The following is a 16,764-nucleotide window of genomic DNA, read 5'->3' as shown; positions in this document are numbered from 1 at the left end:
AAATAAGCCTCTCTTAGACTTTAGCAAGAGAGGTTTATTTTTCTTATTTAAATAACAAATAATGAAGTAGGTTCAACAGGATCCGTATCAAAAACTATAAACTTATCTTCTACCCCTGTTTCTTTTTCCTTTAAAATATTTACAGCTGTCAAATGAGCCAGTTCTTTTAAATTATTATCTTTACTTAAATGACCTAGATAAACTCTTTTAGTAGCATCTCCTATAATTTCTGACAATGCTAATGCACCATCTTCGTTTGAAAGATGTCCTTTATCTCCCAAAATACGTTGTTTTAAATGCCATGGATAATTGCCCATCCGTAACATTTCAAGATCATGATTGCTCTCAAATAAATACGCATCTGCATTCGACACGATCCCTCTCATACGGTCACTAACATAACCTGTATCAGTCAACATCACAAAATTCTTATTATCTTTATGAAAACTATAAAATTGAGGAGCAACTGCATCATGCGAAACACCGAAGCTTTCTACATCTATGTCTCCAATAGTCATTGTTTTTCCCATTTCGAATAAATACTTTTGTTCTGTCTTAATCGTACCAATAATAGGTGACATAGCTTCCCAGGTTTCCGCATTTGCATAAACGTCTAAATGGTATTTTCGAGCCAACACACCAACTCCATGTACATGATCTCGGTGTTCATGTGTCACTAAGATTCCATCTAAGTCTGCTACATTTCGATTTATCTTTTTTAATAATTCAGTTATTTTTTTTCCGCTTAGTCCGCTATCGACTAATAATTTTTTCTTTTCGGATTCTATATAGGTTACATTTCCAGAACTTCCACTGGCAAGAATACTAACCTTTAAATCATTACTTTCATTGGATAACATTTAAAAATCCTCCTCTATCACCTTTATCATTTTACATCAAACTTATATAAATTCAAGTTTTCAAAACGTAAAAAAAGACCCAAAGAAAGGTGAATGACAAGACGTTGCTTGCTCCCTTTACTTTAAGTCTAACTATAAAAGTTAATTTTTCAGTTATTTTCATACTAGATTTAATTTGAACTTTCGCTTACTTCCGATTCTTGCACTTTGGATGTGTCAGACGTATTTGACCGAATAATACTGCCACTAAGAGCATCAACTCGTTTAAATTCTGTATTCCCACTATTGATGATCTGAATATACCACACAGGTGCATACATGCTTAATTTTTGTAAAGAAAGAGTTTTAGAGTAAGTTAATACTGGTTTTTTCACTGTAGCATTTGCTGGTATCTCATCATTTTGATACAAAATCTCAACAGCATTTTTATCTGTGATCAGAGTACGGCTTTCACCTTGAACTGTAACTGGCCCAGCATACGTTTGGTCATAAGAGATCACTTCTTTTTTATTATTTAAATGAAATATGATTTCTGACGTTCCATCTGCAATAGGAATATTATTTGCTATTTGAGCAAATGTTATTTGTTGGTTTGTAGCATTGTAGTTAAAATAACGGTATTCGGCACCAAATAACACTTGTTCACTCAATACAAATTCTGTTAACAATTCAATATCTTCCTTAGTTAGTTCCGTTTCTTCTGATAAAGCAAGCGGCTTAGAAAGCAAACTGCTATAAAGTGAGCCATCTTCTTCAATTACTCCAGAGTGATTACTTAATTGATCTACATTGTCTTCTAACAATGTATGAGTTTCAGCTTGAACATAAGGCACTTTATTTTCATTTTCTGAAAATTTCGGTAACTTAATATTCTCATTTTCCATTTCTTTAGAAAAATCAATTACTTGATTTGAGCTACTAGAGTAATAATTTTTATTCTTATCAATATAGGTAACAATCAAGAACGTATTTAAAAAGAGAAACGTAATAATGAAAATAATTTGAATTCGTTTAAAATCCATTTTATTGACCTCCTTCATTTAGAAGTAGGTTTTTAGCAAGTTCCCAAGTTCCATTAATTTTAATATACCAATTAGGTTCTAAATTGATTACACGGTCTGATTCCTTGTTATTAGTCCAAGTATAGCCAATTTTAATATCATCAATTTCTTCACTGTCATAGCCATACGCTTCTAAAGATTCTAAAATACTTACTCCACTTGGCAATGTCTTTTGTTCTTCTACATCCGAAATTGGCGTTTGAGCAATGACTAAAGGAACTTGTAATCGAGACAATCCATCTTCAACAACTGTGATGTGCGTTGTTCCATAATCAAAAAGCTCACTAAATACTGGTAGTCCTTCAATATAACGACGATAGATTACTTCTCTTGTTGAGTCATTATAATCAAAATAATGAACCGTTGAAGACCAATTTTCATATTGGATCAATTCATTGTAACTTTCTCTAAGTGTGTCTGTAATGGACAACTTATTTTCTGAATTCCGATTTCTATAATACGTTAAAATATCTGTGTTTTCATTGATTTGCAGTTCGCTCACATAATCATTATAACTAACAATATTTTCCGAGTTATCACTATCTTCTCTTACTTCTGAAGTATCATCAAATAATTGTTCAATGAACAATTGATTTGTTTGCCTTTCTACTAAGTAACTTAAGTAAGGCAATTCAACTTCATTTAGCGATGTATAGACTTGTTTTCCTTCGTCTAAAACAGCTGTCGCTGCATAATACTTCTCTTTTTCATCATTTAGTAACTCATTTACCTTCTTCTGATCAATTCCTTCTATTGTTTCGCTGTAAAATAATTTTGACTGCGTATTATAGAAATAAATTTGATCCACATCGTCTTCCGAAAAATATAGACGATTGAAGGAACGATCATAATATTCACCTGCAAGATTATCAAACACATCTGAAAAAATACCGAAAGAAATTTTTTGTGTAAAAACCATTTCAACCGCATTTGTTTGGTTTAATTTGTCTTGGTACTCTTCATTGCTTAATTCAACAGGTTCTTCTACAGAATGAATCTTCCAGTTGGCAAGCTCCTTAGTTAAAGAGCTCACAACGTCTGATTGAAAAAAAACATTTGTTTCGCCATAAGAATGGAGAACAATTTGAGTAGGTCCAAATACTTGCGGCAATTTTCGCGCAACAGATACTGATGATGTGGTCCCTTGATTAGTATTTATCTCTTCATTAAATTGACTAGGTCTAGTCCAAATAATAAAAGTTAAAAAGAGACTCAAACAAATGAGAGCACCCAGAACGATTTTTAAAAATAATTCTTTTTTCATTCCCAATCATCCTCCTCATACGGAAGATAAGGCAATGAAATATAAAAAGTAGTTCCTTTTCCTTCCGTGCTTTCTACCCAAATCTTACCTTTATGCTGTTGAACGACTTCTTTAGATATAGCCAGACCTAATCCAGTCCCGCCCATAGAACGAGCCCGAGCTTTATCTACTCTAAAGAAACGGTCAAAGACGTTTGTTAGATCTCGTTTTGGAATACCCAGACCTTCATCACTTATACTTAAAACGACACTATCATTCGTTTCAACCAATCCACACTTAATGGTTCCACCATCAGGAGAATATTTGATAGCATTATTCATAATATTATCTAACACTTGAATCATTTTATCCGCATCAACTTCTACCCATAGTTGTCTTTCTGTAAACTCTCTCTTAATAGAAAATGCCTTACTTTGTTTATCTGAAGATTGTATCATCATTTCAAAACGTTTAATGACATGATCAAACAATTCGTTTACATTAAGATATTCCAAATCTAAAACGGCTCTCCCAGAATCCATACGTGATAAGTCTAATAGATCTTTGATCATACGAATCATACGGTCTGTTTCTTCTTGTGTTACTTGTAAAAACTGAGGAGCTATCTCTGGATCTTTCCAAGCTCCATCCAATAAGGCTTCTAAATAACTTCTCATACTTGTCAAAGGCGTTCTCAATTCATGTGACACATTAGATACAAATTCTTTACGCTCATTTTCAATTTTTTCTTGCTTAGTCACATCATGTAACACACACACGATTCCACTAATAAAGCCCGTTTCTCTTTGTATCAATGTGAATTCACCACGTAAAGTGACAGGTACTTCATCAGTAGAAAAATCAAACTGCATTTCATCTTCATTTTCTAGTAATTTTCGCAAAGTATATTCTTGATCTATTTTTAATACCTTTAAAATAGAAACGCCTAAAGCCATTTCCTGGGAAATATTCAACATTTCCATTGCTTTATCATTAATAATGACGATGATTCCTCTACGGTCTGTTGCAATAACGCCATCAGTCATATGCGTTAACACACTATTTAAACGTCTACGTTCAGATTCAGTTGTTTCTTGAGCTTCTTCAACTTTAGTAGATAAATCATTGATCGCCATTGACAAAATACCCAACTCATCTTTACTGTAGACTTTTACTTGCCCAGAATAATCTCCATCAGCCATTTGAATAGTTTGTTGTGTCATTTCCGTAATTGGTTTGGTTATTGCCCGGGAAATAAATAGGGATAAAATAACCGTTAAGGCAACTGCTATTAATGAAGAATTAAGAAAAATAACCGTTATTTCACTTATTTGTTCATAAACACTCTCTATATTAGTCGTTAAAGCTACTACACCTAATATTTCATTTGATCCGTCACCTGATATAATAGGAGAAACCAACTTCCAGATTCGGTCATTGGTTGTTTGATCTTTGTATTGACTTGTAACTGTATTTCCTAATAGTAACGCTTGGTGGACATCATTATCATTGGTTTTACTGCCCACACTATTTTGTTGCGTACTGTCGCTTGTTCCTAATAAATAGTGTTGATCATCGATTACTTGAACTTCTAAGACTCCATTTCCCGAAAAGTCTTTAATCAAATTCCCTATTTCTTCACTATCTTCTGTTGTTTCATCATCGATCAGAATAGGTTGAATAGTGTTCTCTAGAAATCCTACTTGAAGTCTTTTTTCTTCTTGGAAATTAGTTACCAGCTGTGTTTCTAATTGCCTAACAAAATATGTTCCAATCAATTCCAATGCTACTAAAAGCAAAATGATAAAAACAAAGATGATTTTAAAATCAATTGATTGAAAAAAAGTAATTTTTTTCTTCATGAAACACTACTCCTGTTCAGGATTTCTTAAATAGTAGCCCACTCCACGTCTTGTGACAAGCCAAGTTGGATGACTTGGATTATCTTCTATTTTTTCTCTCAGTCTTCTAACCGTTACATCCACTGTTCTCACATCACCGAAATAATCATAACCCCATACCGTTTGCAATAAATGTTCTCTAGTCATCACTTGACCTAAATGCTTAGCTAAATAATGCAGCAATTCAAATTCACGGTGAGTTAATTCAATCGTTTCTCCTCTTTTAGAAACAATATATGCATCAGGATGAATCGTTAATGCACCAACTTCAATATCGTTTGTTTCTACTTCTTCAACGACAGGAGTTTTAGCATTGTCATGACGTCTTAAGTTTGCTTTAACACGCGCAGTAAGTTCTCTATTTGAAAAAGGTTTGGTCACATAATCATCAGCCCCAAGTTCTAATCCAAGAACTTTGTCGATTTCTGAATCTTTTGCTGTCACCATAATAATAGGCATGTCGTGACTTTTACGTACTTCGCGACAGACTTCTAGCCCGTCTTTTTTAGGAAGCATCAAATCTAAGATAATCAGATCAGGCAATACTTCCTCAACTTTTTCTAAAGCTTCTTCTCCATCATACGCAGTAAATACTTCATAACCTTCTTTTGTTAAATTAAATTTTACAATATCCGAAATTGGTTTTTCATCATCAACTACTAATATTTTTTTCAAAATAAAACCTCCTTGGACTTACTATTTTTTTAATGATTTTTTTAGTTTTTAATGGCTTTACTTTTTATAATTACTTATAGAATGATAAACTGTTCTACTTTCCATTATACCGAACATACAATAAGAGTGCAAAAACAAAATCAAGAGCTCATTCAGAGCTCTTGATTTTGAGTAAATATAATAACTGTTTAATAGCCTTCAATCGTCAACGCAATTGTTTTTCCAGCTTCGGCTTGTATCTCATTGTTCGGTTTAAAAACATAATGGTAATTCTCGTTTTCTCCATTTATCACAACAACAGGTATAAACAAACGGCATCCTCGACTTAAAAGGTACTCTCTATCAAATTTTACTAGAGGTTCACCTTGCTTTATCATCATGCCCTTTTTTAAGTTTGTTTCAAAACCTTCCCCGTTTAGCGTTACAGTATCCAAACCAACATGAACTAACACTTCTAAACCATCATCTGTTCGTATTTCGAATGCATGAGATGCACCCGCTACTTGAAATAACTTTCCGCTAATAGGCGCATAAACTACATCAGATGTTGGAATCATAGCAAAACCTTCTCCAATCATTTTTTCAGAAAATACCAAATCAGGCACTTCTTCTATAGGTATCATGCTACCATCTGTTACAGCAACCAATAGCGCTTTATTCTTCCCTGTTAGCTCGCTTTGTGTTTCTTGTTTTGAAGATAAGCTCATTCCATTAATCCTCCAATGTCTTACTCTTTTATTAACCACTACTGTCTTCTAGTTATTGTTTTATCTTTAATTGTAACGGATTCTTTTCATTTTGACCATCCCTTATAAAAAAAACCATCAATCAAAGGTGTTATTTATTCTTTTAACAACAAATAATTTTTCAATTTAAATTTTCTCATTAATGCGATTTCATTTTATTTGGATATTCCTATCTTTAATGGTATTCTATAGAAAATAAAGGTAAATTAATCGCTCACCAATTTAGATGAGTGTACGATTTGTCTACTTTCTTATTAAGTTAAACTGTTTTAAAATCTATCTTAATGAAAGGAGCGTAAAAGCTAAATGTCAGTCGAATTTATCATAGCAATTGGTGTTGTTGTCTTAGCCTTGGTTGCTTTAGTTATTGTAGGAATTCTCATCGGTAAAAAAGTTGGAAAACTAATGAAAGAAATTAATTCAACTCAAACCACTGTTCAAGATCATATCAATCATTTTACAAAAGAAGCAGATGCTATAACAAGTAAAATAGATCATATGACTACTAGAGTAGATGGTATGACCAAAGATATCGCTGTTAAACAATCTTATATTTCTAGCTTTACTCAGACAACAAGTGAATTTGGAGAATCGATCAATGACTTAAAACAAAATGGCACAAAAGTCGTTTCATCTCTTTTCTCTAGCTCACGTAGAAAAGTTACGGTTACTCCTCCTCGCATAACTAAAGTAGGAAAAACTGCTTTGAAGATGTATCAAACTAGAAAAAAGAGGACAAAAAAACGTTTTTCATTTAATTAACTAAACTAATTTAGAAAAGGGGAACTTTATTATGGCTAACAGTTTTACTAAAACTTTATTTGTAGGAGCTGCTGCTGCAGTTACTGCTTTATTATTCGCTCCTAAATCAGGAAAAGAATTACGTGAAGATATCAAAGCACAAGCATATGATTTAAAAGATCAAGCAATGGATCAAGTAAACAGTTTTGCTGAAGAAGTAAAACAAAGTTACAAAGAAGTTGAAGAAGAAATCAGCTACACTGATCCTGAATTAGCTTCTACTATTGAAGACATTGAAACAGATTTAAATCTTCACTCTGAACCTGTTGATACTTCAGAATTTAACGGAACTGTAGAAGTTCCTTCATCACCTACCGTTGAAGATTTAACTGATACCCCAGATCTATCTGTTGAAGATAGACGTGGACAATTATAGACTTAAATAGAACTCAAAGTAAAAATCCTTACTAAAATACCACTCTCCTAATACTTTAGGGGAGTGGTATTTGCTTTATCCTTATTTATATACTAATGCTAAATCAATCCTCTAAATAATTAGTTTATTTTTTTCTTTGACAGTAGATTCTTAACGGTTTGTCCAATATCTTCACTGTGGCAAATAACTGAAATAACAGACACACCGTCTGCGCCTGAAGAACGAACGGCATTAGCATTTTCTTCTGTAATTCCACCTATTCCTACAATTGGAAAGTTAGCAAATTGTTTTCGTATAGCTTTTAAAAAATACAACCCAGCAGGAGGCTTCGCATCTTTTTTAGATTGCGTTTTATATAGTGGACCAATTCCGACGTAATCTGCTCCGTTAAGTATCGCTTGTTCCATTTCTCTAGAATTGTGTACAGAAACACCCACTATTTTTCCTTTTGCTTTTTCACGAAATATAGGAAGCGCTAGATCTTCTTGGCCGATATGAAAACCATCCGCATTTAATTTAAATGCAAGCTCTACATCATCATTGACGATAAACGGTACTTGGTAAGCTTGACACATTTTTTGACAAGCACGAGCAAACTCTTCATACGCTTTACCTGTTAAAGACCCTTCACCCTTTTCACGTAATTGAAAACAAGTAATCCCTGCTTGTAAAGCTTCTTCAAGGGTTTCCAAAGGATCTTTTCTACAGTTCACTGTACCCATTATAAAATAAACGTTCAAAATATTACAGTTCATTTACTGCTACCTCACAGGTTCTTTTTTGATCGTTATAAGCAAAATGATTTGTTGGTCCATGACCATTTCCAATATGAAGAGGGGTAGAAATAGCTAGATGGATGAATTTTTTTGCTTCAATAATCGATTCATGTATGGACAGTCCTTTTGCAATATTTGCTGTAAGAGCTGCAGAAAATGTACAACCTGTCCCATGTGTATCTTTTGTTTGTATACGAGGGGTACTTATTGAAAAAGAATGCTGACGAGTGTATACTCTATCCGTTGCCTGTTCTCCATCTAAATGACCTCCTTTTATAATCACGCATTCAACCCCCATTTGAAGGATTTGCTGTGCAGCTTCTTCAATATCTTTAACATTTTTAATCCGTTTGCCTGTTAAAAGTTCTGCCTCAGGGATATTTGGTGTGCAAATTGTTGTATAAGGAAACAGCTTTTCGATTAACGTTTTTACTGCTTCATCTTGTAAAAGACTTGCTCCGCCTTTTGCAATCATCACTGGATCAACGATTAGTGGAATTTGGTATTGTTGTACGATTTTAGCCACAACTTCAATAATTTCAGCTGAAAATAACATTCCTGTTTTAATTGCTTTTACAGAAAAATCATCTAGTATTGTTTGTAATTGTTGCTGTACAAAAATTGGCGATACTTCAAAAATACCGTGTACTCCTAGTGTATTTTGATCAGTTAATGCTGTTATTGCTGTTGTTCCAAATACACCCAGTTCTTGAAATGTTTTTATATCCGCTTGAATTCCAGCACCGCCACCTGAATCTGATCCAGCTATTGTTAGTGCAGTCATCTCTCAACCTCCGATAATTTTTGTAATGTGTTCATAAATTGTAAAGCAAACGTACCCACTTCATTTGTACTTTGTTCAGCAGCTTGCTTGTAATCTTTTAACGTCGCTGCTAAACTTTGCATTGGATTCATACCGCTGCTCGCAAGCGACGCTGCACAGATAGCACTTAATAAACACCCAGTACCTGTGATGTGTGTCGCTATTTTCTTGCCTCCTGAAACATGAATTCCCTCATGCCCATCTGTTATAAAATCTGATTCACCCGTTACAATGACAAGGCACGTATACTGCAAAGCAACTCGTTTTGCGATTTTAGCAATATCTATTTCACCTGTGCCGCTATCTACACCTTTTGGTTGCCAAACCTCACCGGCAATTGCCGCTAGCTCACCTGCATTGCACCGAATTAAATCAAACTGAATTTTCTTCAGAAGGTGCTTAACCAATTGTTTGCGATAACTTGTAGAACCAACACCTACTGGATCCAACACAATAGGAATAGATAATTCATTTGCTTTTTTGCCTGCAAGCAGCATAGCTTCTGCTGTACGGTCATTCACTGTTCCAATGTTAATAAGCAATGCTTGAGAAATCGATACTATTTCAGATACCTCTTTAACTTCATCAGCCATAATAGGCGAAGCACCGACTGCAAGTAACCCATTCGCTGTGAAATTAGCAACTACGTAATTCGTCATGCAATGCACTAAAGGAGCTTTTTTTTTAATTTGTATTAACATATTTCATTCCTCTTTCCTCTACTTTTTTGTCTGCCATTTCTTTTCACCATTCTTCAAAAATCTAACTCTCAGTCCTCCTTTATTTTGGACGCAAGCAAAAAAAGCCTCTACAAAAAGCGTAGAGGCTAAAAAAAGTGTATGAAAAAAACACTAATCGCTCCCTACGTCAGTATTAACTAACAGGTTCAAAGGGTCAGGTTTTAACCTTCTCAACACAAGCGTGTCCCCCCGCAATTAAAAGTTTTACAAAAGAAAAGCTCCCCATAGAAATGGAGAGCTCAGTACGTATAATTTAACAGATATGTACCTAGTGCTCCCTACGTCAGTGTTAACTAACAGGTTCAAAGGGTCAGGTTTTACCTTCTCAACACAAATGTGTCCCCCTGCAAAACATTTAATTACTTATAAGCTTACTATATACAAACTATTTAATCAATTCTCTTAAGTAATTAGACATTAAGAGTACAAAAAAATAACTAATGAATAAACTTTTTCAGTCTATTCATTAGTTAGCAACAATTCGATCTTTTTCTTTTAATTTAATTATTCTTCTTTATTCACCCACACAGATACAGAACCAGCTTCTACAAGAAAATGACCATTACCTTCTTCATCAATCGTTATTTTATTTGTACAATTACCTAGATAATCTTCATAAACGCATCCGCTTTTGTCTTCTCCTACAAACATATCCTTAAAGCCAGCTTCACTATTTGAGATGACTACAGCACACCCTTTTGGATACTCTTCATTTCCTGATCGAGTCCAACCAATACAATTTCTGTGATCAAAATAATCTGTTTGATTTCCATAAGCATAATTCTTTTTAAGGTACAATAATTTATCGATTACTTCACGTTGAGGTTCAATCGGATCATCCCCTTTGATACCGTAATAATCACCGTAAAAGAGCACTGGATAGCCTTCTTGTCTTAGTAAGATAACTCCATAAGCTGCAGGCTTAAACCATGGCTCAATAAAGGATTCCAGCGATTGATTTGGTTGAGAATCATGATTATCTACAAAAGTTACAGCTTGCATGGGATTATTTTGGATTAACGTTTGATCAAATAATTGTGTCAAATCAAATTCGTTACCCATTTTTGAAGCTTGTTCTAATTGGTGATGCAATCCTACGTCAAATAGATCCATTTTATAGCCTTGGCTCTCTAAATAATTCTTTAAACTAGAGTAATTTTGGTCCCAATACTCTCCCACAATAAAAAATTGTTTGCCAAAATTAGATTCAATACTTTCGCGTAATTCATAAATAAAATTTTCGTTAATATGTTTGACAGCATCTAACCTAAAACCATCTACTCCAGTTTCTGCAATAAACCAATTAGCCCATTTTTTTGTTTCTTCAACAACTTCTGGATGACTATAATCAATATCAGCATACATGAGGTAATCGTAATTGCCATACTCGTTATCTACTGTTTCGTCATCGGCCCAGCCTTTATTTTGACCTTCAATACGATAAATAGCTTTTTTCTCGTTTTCTTGATTGTAATCCGTTCCTGAAAAATGGTACCAATGCCATTGGAAATCAGAGTATTTCCCTTTTCTACCTGGAAAAGTAAACTCTGTCCATCCTTCAATTTCATAGGGTTCACTGATTGTTTGATTGCGATCATCAGGATCCACTTCAATCGCTTTAAATCGTTCAACTCCATCTGCGCCTGCTTTATGATTTAAAACAACATCTGCATAAACTTGGATTTCGTATTTATGCAGCTCATCAATTGCTGCTATTAATTCTTCTTTTGTACCATACTTTGTGCGGATAGTACCTTTTTGATCAAACTCACCTAAATCGTATAAATCATATATTCCGTATCCATTGTCTTGTGTTCCTGTACCTTTAAAACATGGTGGAATCCATACACTGGTTATTCCAATTTCACTTAAATGTTTTGCATCTTCCTTTAAACGTTTCCAATGGTTACCATCATCTTCTATATACCACTCAAAATATTGCATCATTAGTCCATTTTTAAGCATGTTTTTACTTCCTTCCCCATTTACTTCATTCGTTTTTATTTAATCACTTTTTGTACATTTAAAATTCACTATAATTTTAGCAATCTTACCATTTTTTATTTGGAAAGAATAATAAAAAGGTTACCTTTTTTCATAAGACACTTTAATCGACAACTAATTCTGAAACAAGTATAGTGGTATTATCAAATAAAGGAGGGATTTAAATGAAAACATTGGATAGTATTGCGTTAGCATTGCTAATTGTAGGTGGTTTAAACTGGTTGTTGGTTGGACTCTTTGAATTTGATCTTGTTGCTACGCTTTTTGGAGGACAAACATCGCTATTATCAAAAATTGTTTATATCATCGTTGGCTTGTGTGCACTTTATTCCTTGAAGTTTTTCCCATTATTAACGTCAAATCGCAGAGACAGAGACTAATTCGCCTCTTGAAATTTAAACTAGCTACACAAAAAGGACTCAACATTAATTTGTTGAGTCCCTTTTTTTCTTTTCTATCCCAGAGCTACATCTAAGATCATCATGATTGTAAAACCAATCATCAACCACATAGATGCTAAATCTTTATTTCCATTTTCTTGTGAACCAGGTATAACTTCTTCAGCAACAACAAAGATCATAGCTCCTGCTGCAAAACTTAAAGCATATGGAAGCAATGGTTCCATTACTGTAACAGCTAATACCCCTACTATAGCCGCTATCGGTTCAACAGCTCCCGAAAGTTGACCATAGTAAAAACTTTTCGCTCTAGACATACCATCACGTCTTAAGGGCATAGCAACCGCAGTTCCTTCTGGAAAATTCTGGATTCCCATACCAATTGCTAAAGCAACAGCTCCAGCGATAGAGGCTTCTGGATTCCCAGTTGCAACGGATCCAAATGCAACACCTACTGCTAAACCCTCAGGTATATTATGCATCGTAATCGCTAAAACTAATAATGTACTGCGTTTTCTTTTTTGAGGATTCACCCCTTCAGCTTCTGCTGGAGGCATATTAGGATTTAAATGGGGCAAAACATTATCTGCACTCCATAAAAAAATTCCCCCTAGCATAAAACCAATTGCAGCAGGTATCCAAGCAGGTATCGGTCCGCTTTCAGCCATTGACAGAGCTGGCGATAATAGTGACCAAAAACTTGCCGCTATCATTACTCCTCCAGCAAAACCTAGCATTCCATCCATTAACTTTTGATTAACATTTTTGGTAGTGAATACTAAAGTGGCTCCTAAAGCAGTCATTCCCCAGGTAAAGAGCGTCGCAATTATCGTTTGTACAAGTGGGCTTAAAGAACTAAAAAATTCAACCAATTACTTCACTCCTCTTAATAGAATAGTAACTATCTTATTCTTCTATTTCAGTATAATAGTCTTTCCATTTTTTCACAAATACTTGAATACGGATTCAGCTAAAAAGAATAATTACTCGCTTTACTCTTTTCATTTTGATAGACGTTTCCATTGTTTACGCTTAGCCAAATAAGAAACGGACTAATCTATTTATATGAATGATAAAAATATTTTCATTTATTTTTTACATTACTCATCAATAAAATAGTACAAAAAAAATACCTTACTCAAATAAGGTATTTTACAAGTATTTATATATGGGCTGTGGGGGGTTCGAACCCTCGACCCGCTGATTAAGAGTCAGCTGCTCTACCAACTGAGCTAACAACCCTTTTTGTGAATTTCACTTACAAAATACATTTTACCACATTTTTTTGTTTTTATGCAGAAAAAATAAATTTTATTTAAAAAAATTAACCAAACAAACGTAACGATTTGCTTGGTTAATCGATTTTTTATTAAACTTGTGCCCAAACACTTTCTAATATGTTTGTTTGTTCACGGTCAGGTCCAACTGAGAAAGTTGAAATACGGACACCTACTAATTCAGAAATGCGGTGTACATAATTTCTTGCATTTTCAGGAAGCTCTGCTAAAGTACGGCATTCTGTAATATCTTCGCTCCAACCTGGTAGTTCTTCATAGATTGGTGTACATTCAGCTAGTTCTTTTAAACTTGCTGGGTAGTGTAAAATTTCTTCTCCATTACGTTCATAAGCAGTACAAATTTTAACCGTTTCTAATCCACTTAAAACGTCGATTGAGTTTAAAGAAAGATTAGTAATACCAGATACACGTTTTGAATGACGCATCACTACTGTATCAAACCAACCAATACGACGTGGACGACCTGTTGTTGTACCATATTCACGACCAATATCGCGAATTCGTTGCCCAACTTCGTCAAATAATTCAGTTGGGAATGGACCATCTCCCACACGTGAAGTATAAGCTTTACATACACCGACTACTTTATCAATTTTTGAAGGACCAACACCACTACCGATTGTCACTCCACCAGCCACTGGGTTAGAAGATGTAACGAAAGGATACGTACCTTGATCAATATCCAACATAACACCTTGAGCACCTTCAAATAATACGCGTTTGCCATCATCTAAAGCATCATTTAAGACAACTGAAGTATCACAAACATATTGTTTAAGCTCTTGACCGTATTGGTAATATTCTTCAAAAATATCTTCAAATTCAATTGCAGTAGAATCAAACATTTTTACAAAACTACGATTTTTTTCTTCTAAGTTAATACGTAAACGTTCTTCAAAAATCTCTTTATCTAATAAGTCAGCAATTCGGATTCCGACACGTGCTGCTTTGTCCATATAAGCTGGACCAATACCTTTGATTGTCGTTCCGATTTTTTGATCGCCTTTAGAATCTTCTTGTAATTGATCTAGTTGAATATGATAAGGCAAAATAACATGTGCACGATCAGATATACGTAGATTGTCAGTTGTTATGCCTCTTTCATGCAAGTAAGCTAACTCTTTAACAAGTGCTTTAGGATTTACAACAACACCATTTCCAATAACACTAATTTTATCTTTATAGAAAATACCTGATGGAATTAAGTGTAATTTGAAAGTTACACCATCAAATTGAATGGTGTGTCCAGCATTGTCGCCGCCTTGATAACGTGCAATGACTTCTGCATTTTCACTTAAAAAATCTGTAATCTTTCCTTTTCCTTCATCGCCCCATTGTGTACCAACTACTACTACTGAAGACATATGAACACCTCATTAATTTTTTTTTAACCCAAATACTTATTAATACTATCAGTAATATATGATTGTTTCAACCTAAAAACGAATATTTAATTTTTTTTTAACTAAAAAACACGAAATAAACGAACAATATTTTTTTTATCAACAAAAAAAAAGACAAAATGCGAACAATAATTCGCATTAGTCTTTTTTAACGTTGAGCCATATCATCAGGGTAATAGCTCAATGATGAAAATTTATTGTATTCTTTTATAAATAGTAATTTAACCGTGCCTCTTGCACCACTTCTGTTCTTTTCAATAATAACTTCTATCACATTATCTTCTCCAGCAGATTCGTGGTCATCGTCATCTTCTCCATCTTCACGATCATAATAATCATCTCTGTACAAGAAGGCTACTATGTCCGCATCTTGCTCGATTGATCCAGATTCACGAATATCACTTAATACTGGACGTTTATCTTGACGTTGTTCAACACCACGAGATAATTGAGACAATGCAATAACGGGTACTTTTAATTCTTTTGCTAATTTTTTTAACTGACGAGAAATTTCAGAAACTTCTTGTTGTCTGCTTTCGCGACCCGTTCCTTCAATCAACTGTAGATAATCAATTAACACTAAACCTAGATTTCCTTTTTCTTGCTTTAATCGACGACATTTCGCACGAATTTCAGCGATTCTGATTCCAGGAGTATCATCTATATAAATATTGGCTTTGGATAAACTACCCATGGCTACGATCAGACTTTGCCATTCTTCTTCTGATAATGTCCCTGTTCTTAAATGACCGGCATCAATACTGCCCTCTGCGCAAAGCATACGATTGACAAGCGATTCAGCACCCATTTCTAAACTAAAAATAGCAACTGTTTCATCCGTCTTTGTTCCAATATTTTGAGCAATATTTAAAGCAAATGCCGTTTTCCCTACAGCGGGACGCGCAGCTAAAATAATTAATTCTTCTTTTTGTAGTCCAGCTGTCATTTTATCTAATGCCTGATAACCTGTAGGCAAACCAGTAATTTCTTCATTATTTTGATACAGCTGATCTATTTGTGCAATAGAGCTGTTCAACACGTCTGAAATAGCTAAAAAACCGCTCCTGTTGCGTCTTTCAGATACTTCTAGAATACTACGCTCTGCCTCGTCTAAAATCGATGCCAGCTCGTCTCCTTCTTCATATCCTTTAGTAACGATGTCTGTTGCTGTATGGATCAGATTTCGTAAAATAGCTTTTTGTTCTACTATCTTTGCGTAATACTCCATATTAGCAGCTGTTGGGACAGCGACAGCTAATTCTGCTAAGTAAGCCATTCCGCCAATATCTTCTAGCTGATTTTTAGATTCTAGTGCATTGGTTACTGTAACGATATCGATAGCTTCATTATGGTTATTTAATTCTAACATTGATTGAAATATCAATTGATGTCCGCGACGATAAAAATCCTTCGACTCAATAAATTCTAAAGCGCCAACAACCGTCTCAGGATCTAGAAATATTGAACCTAAAACAGCTTGTTCAGCTTCTATACTCTGTGGCGGTAAGCGATCTTGAAAAGCTTCTTGTACCAATAAATTCTCTCCCCTTCATTATCAACACTCTTTTTAGTTTGGATTTTTTTGTTGGATTCAATTCTATTATTTTACCTTAAAACAACCCCAAACACAATCTACCAAAAAGAACTCTCGTTCCCTTT

16 protein-coding genes, 1 tRNA gene and 2 riboswitches are annotated in these 16,764 nt (G+C 34.3%); of the genes, 3 read left to right on the top strand and 14 right to left on the bottom strand.

Annotation, left to right across the window (positions count from 1 at the left end; translation table 11 throughout):
- Window positions 1-47: 47 nt before the first annotated feature.
- From BR65_RS09715 to BR65_RS09690, 6 genes are all read right to left on the bottom strand, one after another.
- A complete protein-coding gene (locus BR65_RS09715; protein ID WP_034538014.1) occupies window positions 48-860 on the bottom strand; it encodes an MBL fold metallo-hydrolase in 813 nt (270 codons plus the stop codon).
- Window positions 861-1,030: 170 nt separating this feature from the next.
- Complete coding sequence (locus BR65_RS09710) at window positions 1,031-1,882, bottom strand: two-component system regulatory protein YycI (RefSeq protein ID WP_034538013.1); 852 nt, start codon at window positions 1,880-1,882, stop codon at window positions 1,031-1,033.
- Between the two features lies 1 nt (window position 1,883).
- The gene (locus BR65_RS09705) at window positions 1,884-3,185 is read right to left on the bottom strand and encodes a YycH family regulatory protein (RefSeq protein ID WP_034538012.1); all 1,302 of its coding nucleotides are present in this window, start codon (window positions 3,183-3,185) and stop codon (window positions 1,884-1,886) included.
- Window positions 3,182-5,026: a cell wall metabolism sensor histidine kinase WalK gene (walK, locus tag BR65_RS09700; protein ID WP_023176512.1), complete on the bottom strand. Its 1,845-nt coding sequence runs from the start codon at window positions 5,024-5,026 to the stop codon at window positions 3,182-3,184. The genes BR65_RS09705 and walK overlap by 4 nt, the downstream gene beginning before the upstream one ends.
- Window positions 5,027-5,032: 6 nt before the next feature.
- Window positions 5,033-5,740: a response regulator YycF gene (gene yycF / locus BR65_RS09695; RefSeq protein ID WP_023176511.1), complete on the bottom strand. Its 708-nt coding sequence runs from the start codon at window positions 5,738-5,740 to the stop codon at window positions 5,033-5,035.
- A gap of 188 nt (window positions 5,741-5,928) precedes the next feature.
- Entirely contained in the window at window positions 5,929-6,447 is a 519-nt protein-coding gene (locus tag BR65_RS09690) for a PTS sugar transporter subunit IIA (RefSeq protein WP_023176510.1), read from the bottom strand.
- 345 nt (window positions 6,448-6,792) lie between these two features.
- On the opposite strand from BR65_RS09690, the gene BR65_RS09685 reads away from it, so the two are divergent.
- On the top strand, window positions 6,793-7,248 hold the full coding sequence (locus BR65_RS09685; RefSeq protein WP_023176509.1) for a DUF948 domain-containing protein: 456 nt from the start codon (window positions 6,793-6,795) through the stop codon (window positions 7,246-7,248).
- A 31-nt stretch (window positions 7,249-7,279) separates the two neighbouring features.
- Entirely contained in the window at window positions 7,280-7,663 is a 384-nt protein-coding gene (locus tag BR65_RS09680) for a YtxH domain-containing protein (protein ID WP_023176508.1), read from the top strand.
- A gap of 119 nt (window positions 7,664-7,782) precedes the next feature.
- Here BR65_RS09680 and thiE read toward each other — a convergent pair whose 3' ends face one another.
- The 4 genes from thiE to BR65_RS09660 all read right to left on the bottom strand — a co-directional run bounded on the left by thiE (window position 7,783) and on the right by BR65_RS09660 (window position 11,967).
- On the bottom strand, window positions 7,783-8,418 hold the full coding sequence (gene thiE, locus BR65_RS09675) for a thiamine phosphate synthase (protein WP_034538010.1): 636 nt from the start codon (window positions 8,416-8,418) through the stop codon (window positions 7,783-7,785).
- Window positions 8,408-9,223, bottom strand: coding sequence for a bifunctional hydroxymethylpyrimidine kinase/phosphomethylpyrimidine kinase (gene thiD, locus BR65_RS09670; protein WP_034538009.1), 816 nt, complete (start codon window positions 9,221-9,223; stop codon window positions 8,408-8,410). The genes thiE and thiD overlap by 11 nt, the downstream gene beginning before the upstream one ends.
- Window positions 9,220-9,963, bottom strand: coding sequence for a hydroxyethylthiazole kinase (gene thiM / locus BR65_RS09665; protein ID WP_034538008.1), 744 nt, complete (start codon window positions 9,961-9,963; stop codon window positions 9,220-9,222). Before thiM ends, thiD begins: the two co-directional genes overlap by 4 nt.
- A gap of 141 nt (window positions 9,964-10,104) precedes the next feature.
- A riboswitch (TPP riboswitch) is annotated at window positions 10,105-10,203 on the bottom strand.
- Between the two features lie 57 nt (window positions 10,204-10,260).
- Window positions 10,261-10,358, bottom strand: a riboswitch (TPP riboswitch).
- A gap of 148 nt (window positions 10,359-10,506) precedes the next feature.
- Window positions 10,507-11,967: an alpha-amylase gene (locus BR65_RS09660; protein WP_023176504.1), complete on the bottom strand. Its 1,461-nt coding sequence runs from the start codon at window positions 11,965-11,967 to the stop codon at window positions 10,507-10,509.
- Between the two features lie 203 nt (window positions 11,968-12,170).
- Between BR65_RS09660 and BR65_RS09655 the strand changes: the two genes are divergently transcribed.
- Entirely contained in the window at window positions 12,171-12,386 is a 216-nt protein-coding gene (locus BR65_RS09655) for a DUF378 domain-containing protein (protein WP_023176503.1), read from the top strand.
- Window positions 12,387-12,460: 74 nt separating this feature from the next.
- Here BR65_RS09655 and BR65_RS09650 read toward each other — a convergent pair whose 3' ends face one another.
- From BR65_RS09650 to dnaB, 4 genes are all read right to left on the bottom strand, one after another.
- Window positions 12,461-13,276: a ZIP family metal transporter gene (locus tag BR65_RS09650; protein WP_023176502.1), complete on the bottom strand. Its 816-nt coding sequence runs from the start codon at window positions 13,274-13,276 to the stop codon at window positions 12,461-12,463.
- Between the two features lie 297 nt (window positions 13,277-13,573).
- A tRNA-Lys gene (locus BR65_RS09645) sits at window positions 13,574-13,646 on the bottom strand.
- Between the two features lie 127 nt (window positions 13,647-13,773).
- On the bottom strand, window positions 13,774-15,066 hold the full coding sequence (locus tag BR65_RS09640; RefSeq protein WP_023176501.1) for an adenylosuccinate synthase: 1,293 nt from the start codon (window positions 15,064-15,066) through the stop codon (window positions 13,774-13,776).
- Between the two features lie 187 nt (window positions 15,067-15,253).
- The gene (gene dnaB, locus BR65_RS09635) at window positions 15,254-16,639 is read right to left on the bottom strand and encodes a replicative DNA helicase (protein ID WP_023176500.1); all 1,386 of its coding nucleotides are present in this window, start codon (window positions 16,637-16,639) and stop codon (window positions 15,254-15,256) included.
- Between the last annotated feature and the right edge of the window lie 125 nt (window positions 16,640-16,764).

The organism is Carnobacterium inhibens subsp. inhibens DSM 13024 (assembly GCF_000746825.1).
GTDB classification, from domain to species: domain Bacteria; phylum Bacillota; class Bacilli; order Lactobacillales; family Carnobacteriaceae; genus Carnobacterium_B; species Carnobacterium_B inhibens.
This window is presented reverse-complemented; position numbering and strand designations above follow the sequence as displayed.

Bases quoted from the DNA above. Each gene is read 5' to 3' on its own strand.
- BR65_RS09705 (WP_034538012.1), bottom strand. From the start codon at position 3,185: ATGAAAAAAGAATTATTTTTAAAAATCGTTCTGGGTGCTCTCATTTGT.
- BR65_RS09685 (WP_023176509.1), top strand. From the start codon at position 6,793: ATGTCAGTCGAATTTATCATAGCAATTGGTGTTGTTGTCTTAGCCTTG.
- BR65_RS09640 (WP_023176501.1), bottom strand. From the start codon at position 15,066: ATGTCTTCAGTAGTAGTAGTTGGTACACAATGGGGCGATGAAGGAAAA.
- BR65_RS09690 (WP_023176510.1), bottom strand. From the start codon at position 6,447: ATGAGCTTATCTTCAAAACAAGAAACACAAAGCGAGCTAACAGGGAAG.
- BR65_RS09715 (WP_034538014.1), bottom strand. From the start codon at position 860: ATGTTATCCAATGAAAGTAATGATTTAAAGGTTAGTATTCTTGCCAGT.
- BR65_RS09655 (WP_023176503.1), top strand. From the start codon at position 12,171: ATGAAAACATTGGATAGTATTGCGTTAGCATTGCTAATTGTAGGTGGT.
- thiD (WP_034538009.1), bottom strand. From the start codon at position 9,223: ATGACTGCACTAACAATAGCTGGATCAGATTCAGGTGGCGGTGCTGGA.
- BR65_RS09710 (WP_034538013.1), bottom strand. From the start codon at position 1,882: ATGGATTTTAAACGAATTCAAATTATTTTCATTATTACGTTTCTCTTT.
- walK (WP_023176512.1), bottom strand. From the start codon at position 5,026: ATGAAGAAAAAAATTACTTTTTTTCAATCAATTGATTTTAAAATCATC.
- BR65_RS09680 (WP_023176508.1), top strand. From the start codon at position 7,280: ATGGCTAACAGTTTTACTAAAACTTTATTTGTAGGAGCTGCTGCTGCA.
- thiM (WP_034538008.1), bottom strand. From the start codon at position 9,963: ATGTTAATACAAATTAAAAAAAAAGCTCCTTTAGTGCATTGCATGACG.
- thiE (WP_034538010.1), bottom strand. From the start codon at position 8,418: ATGAACTGTAATATTTTGAACGTTTATTTTATAATGGGTACAGTGAAC.
- BR65_RS09660 (WP_023176504.1), bottom strand. From the start codon at position 11,967: ATGCTTAAAAATGGACTAATGATGCAATATTTTGAGTGGTATATAGAA.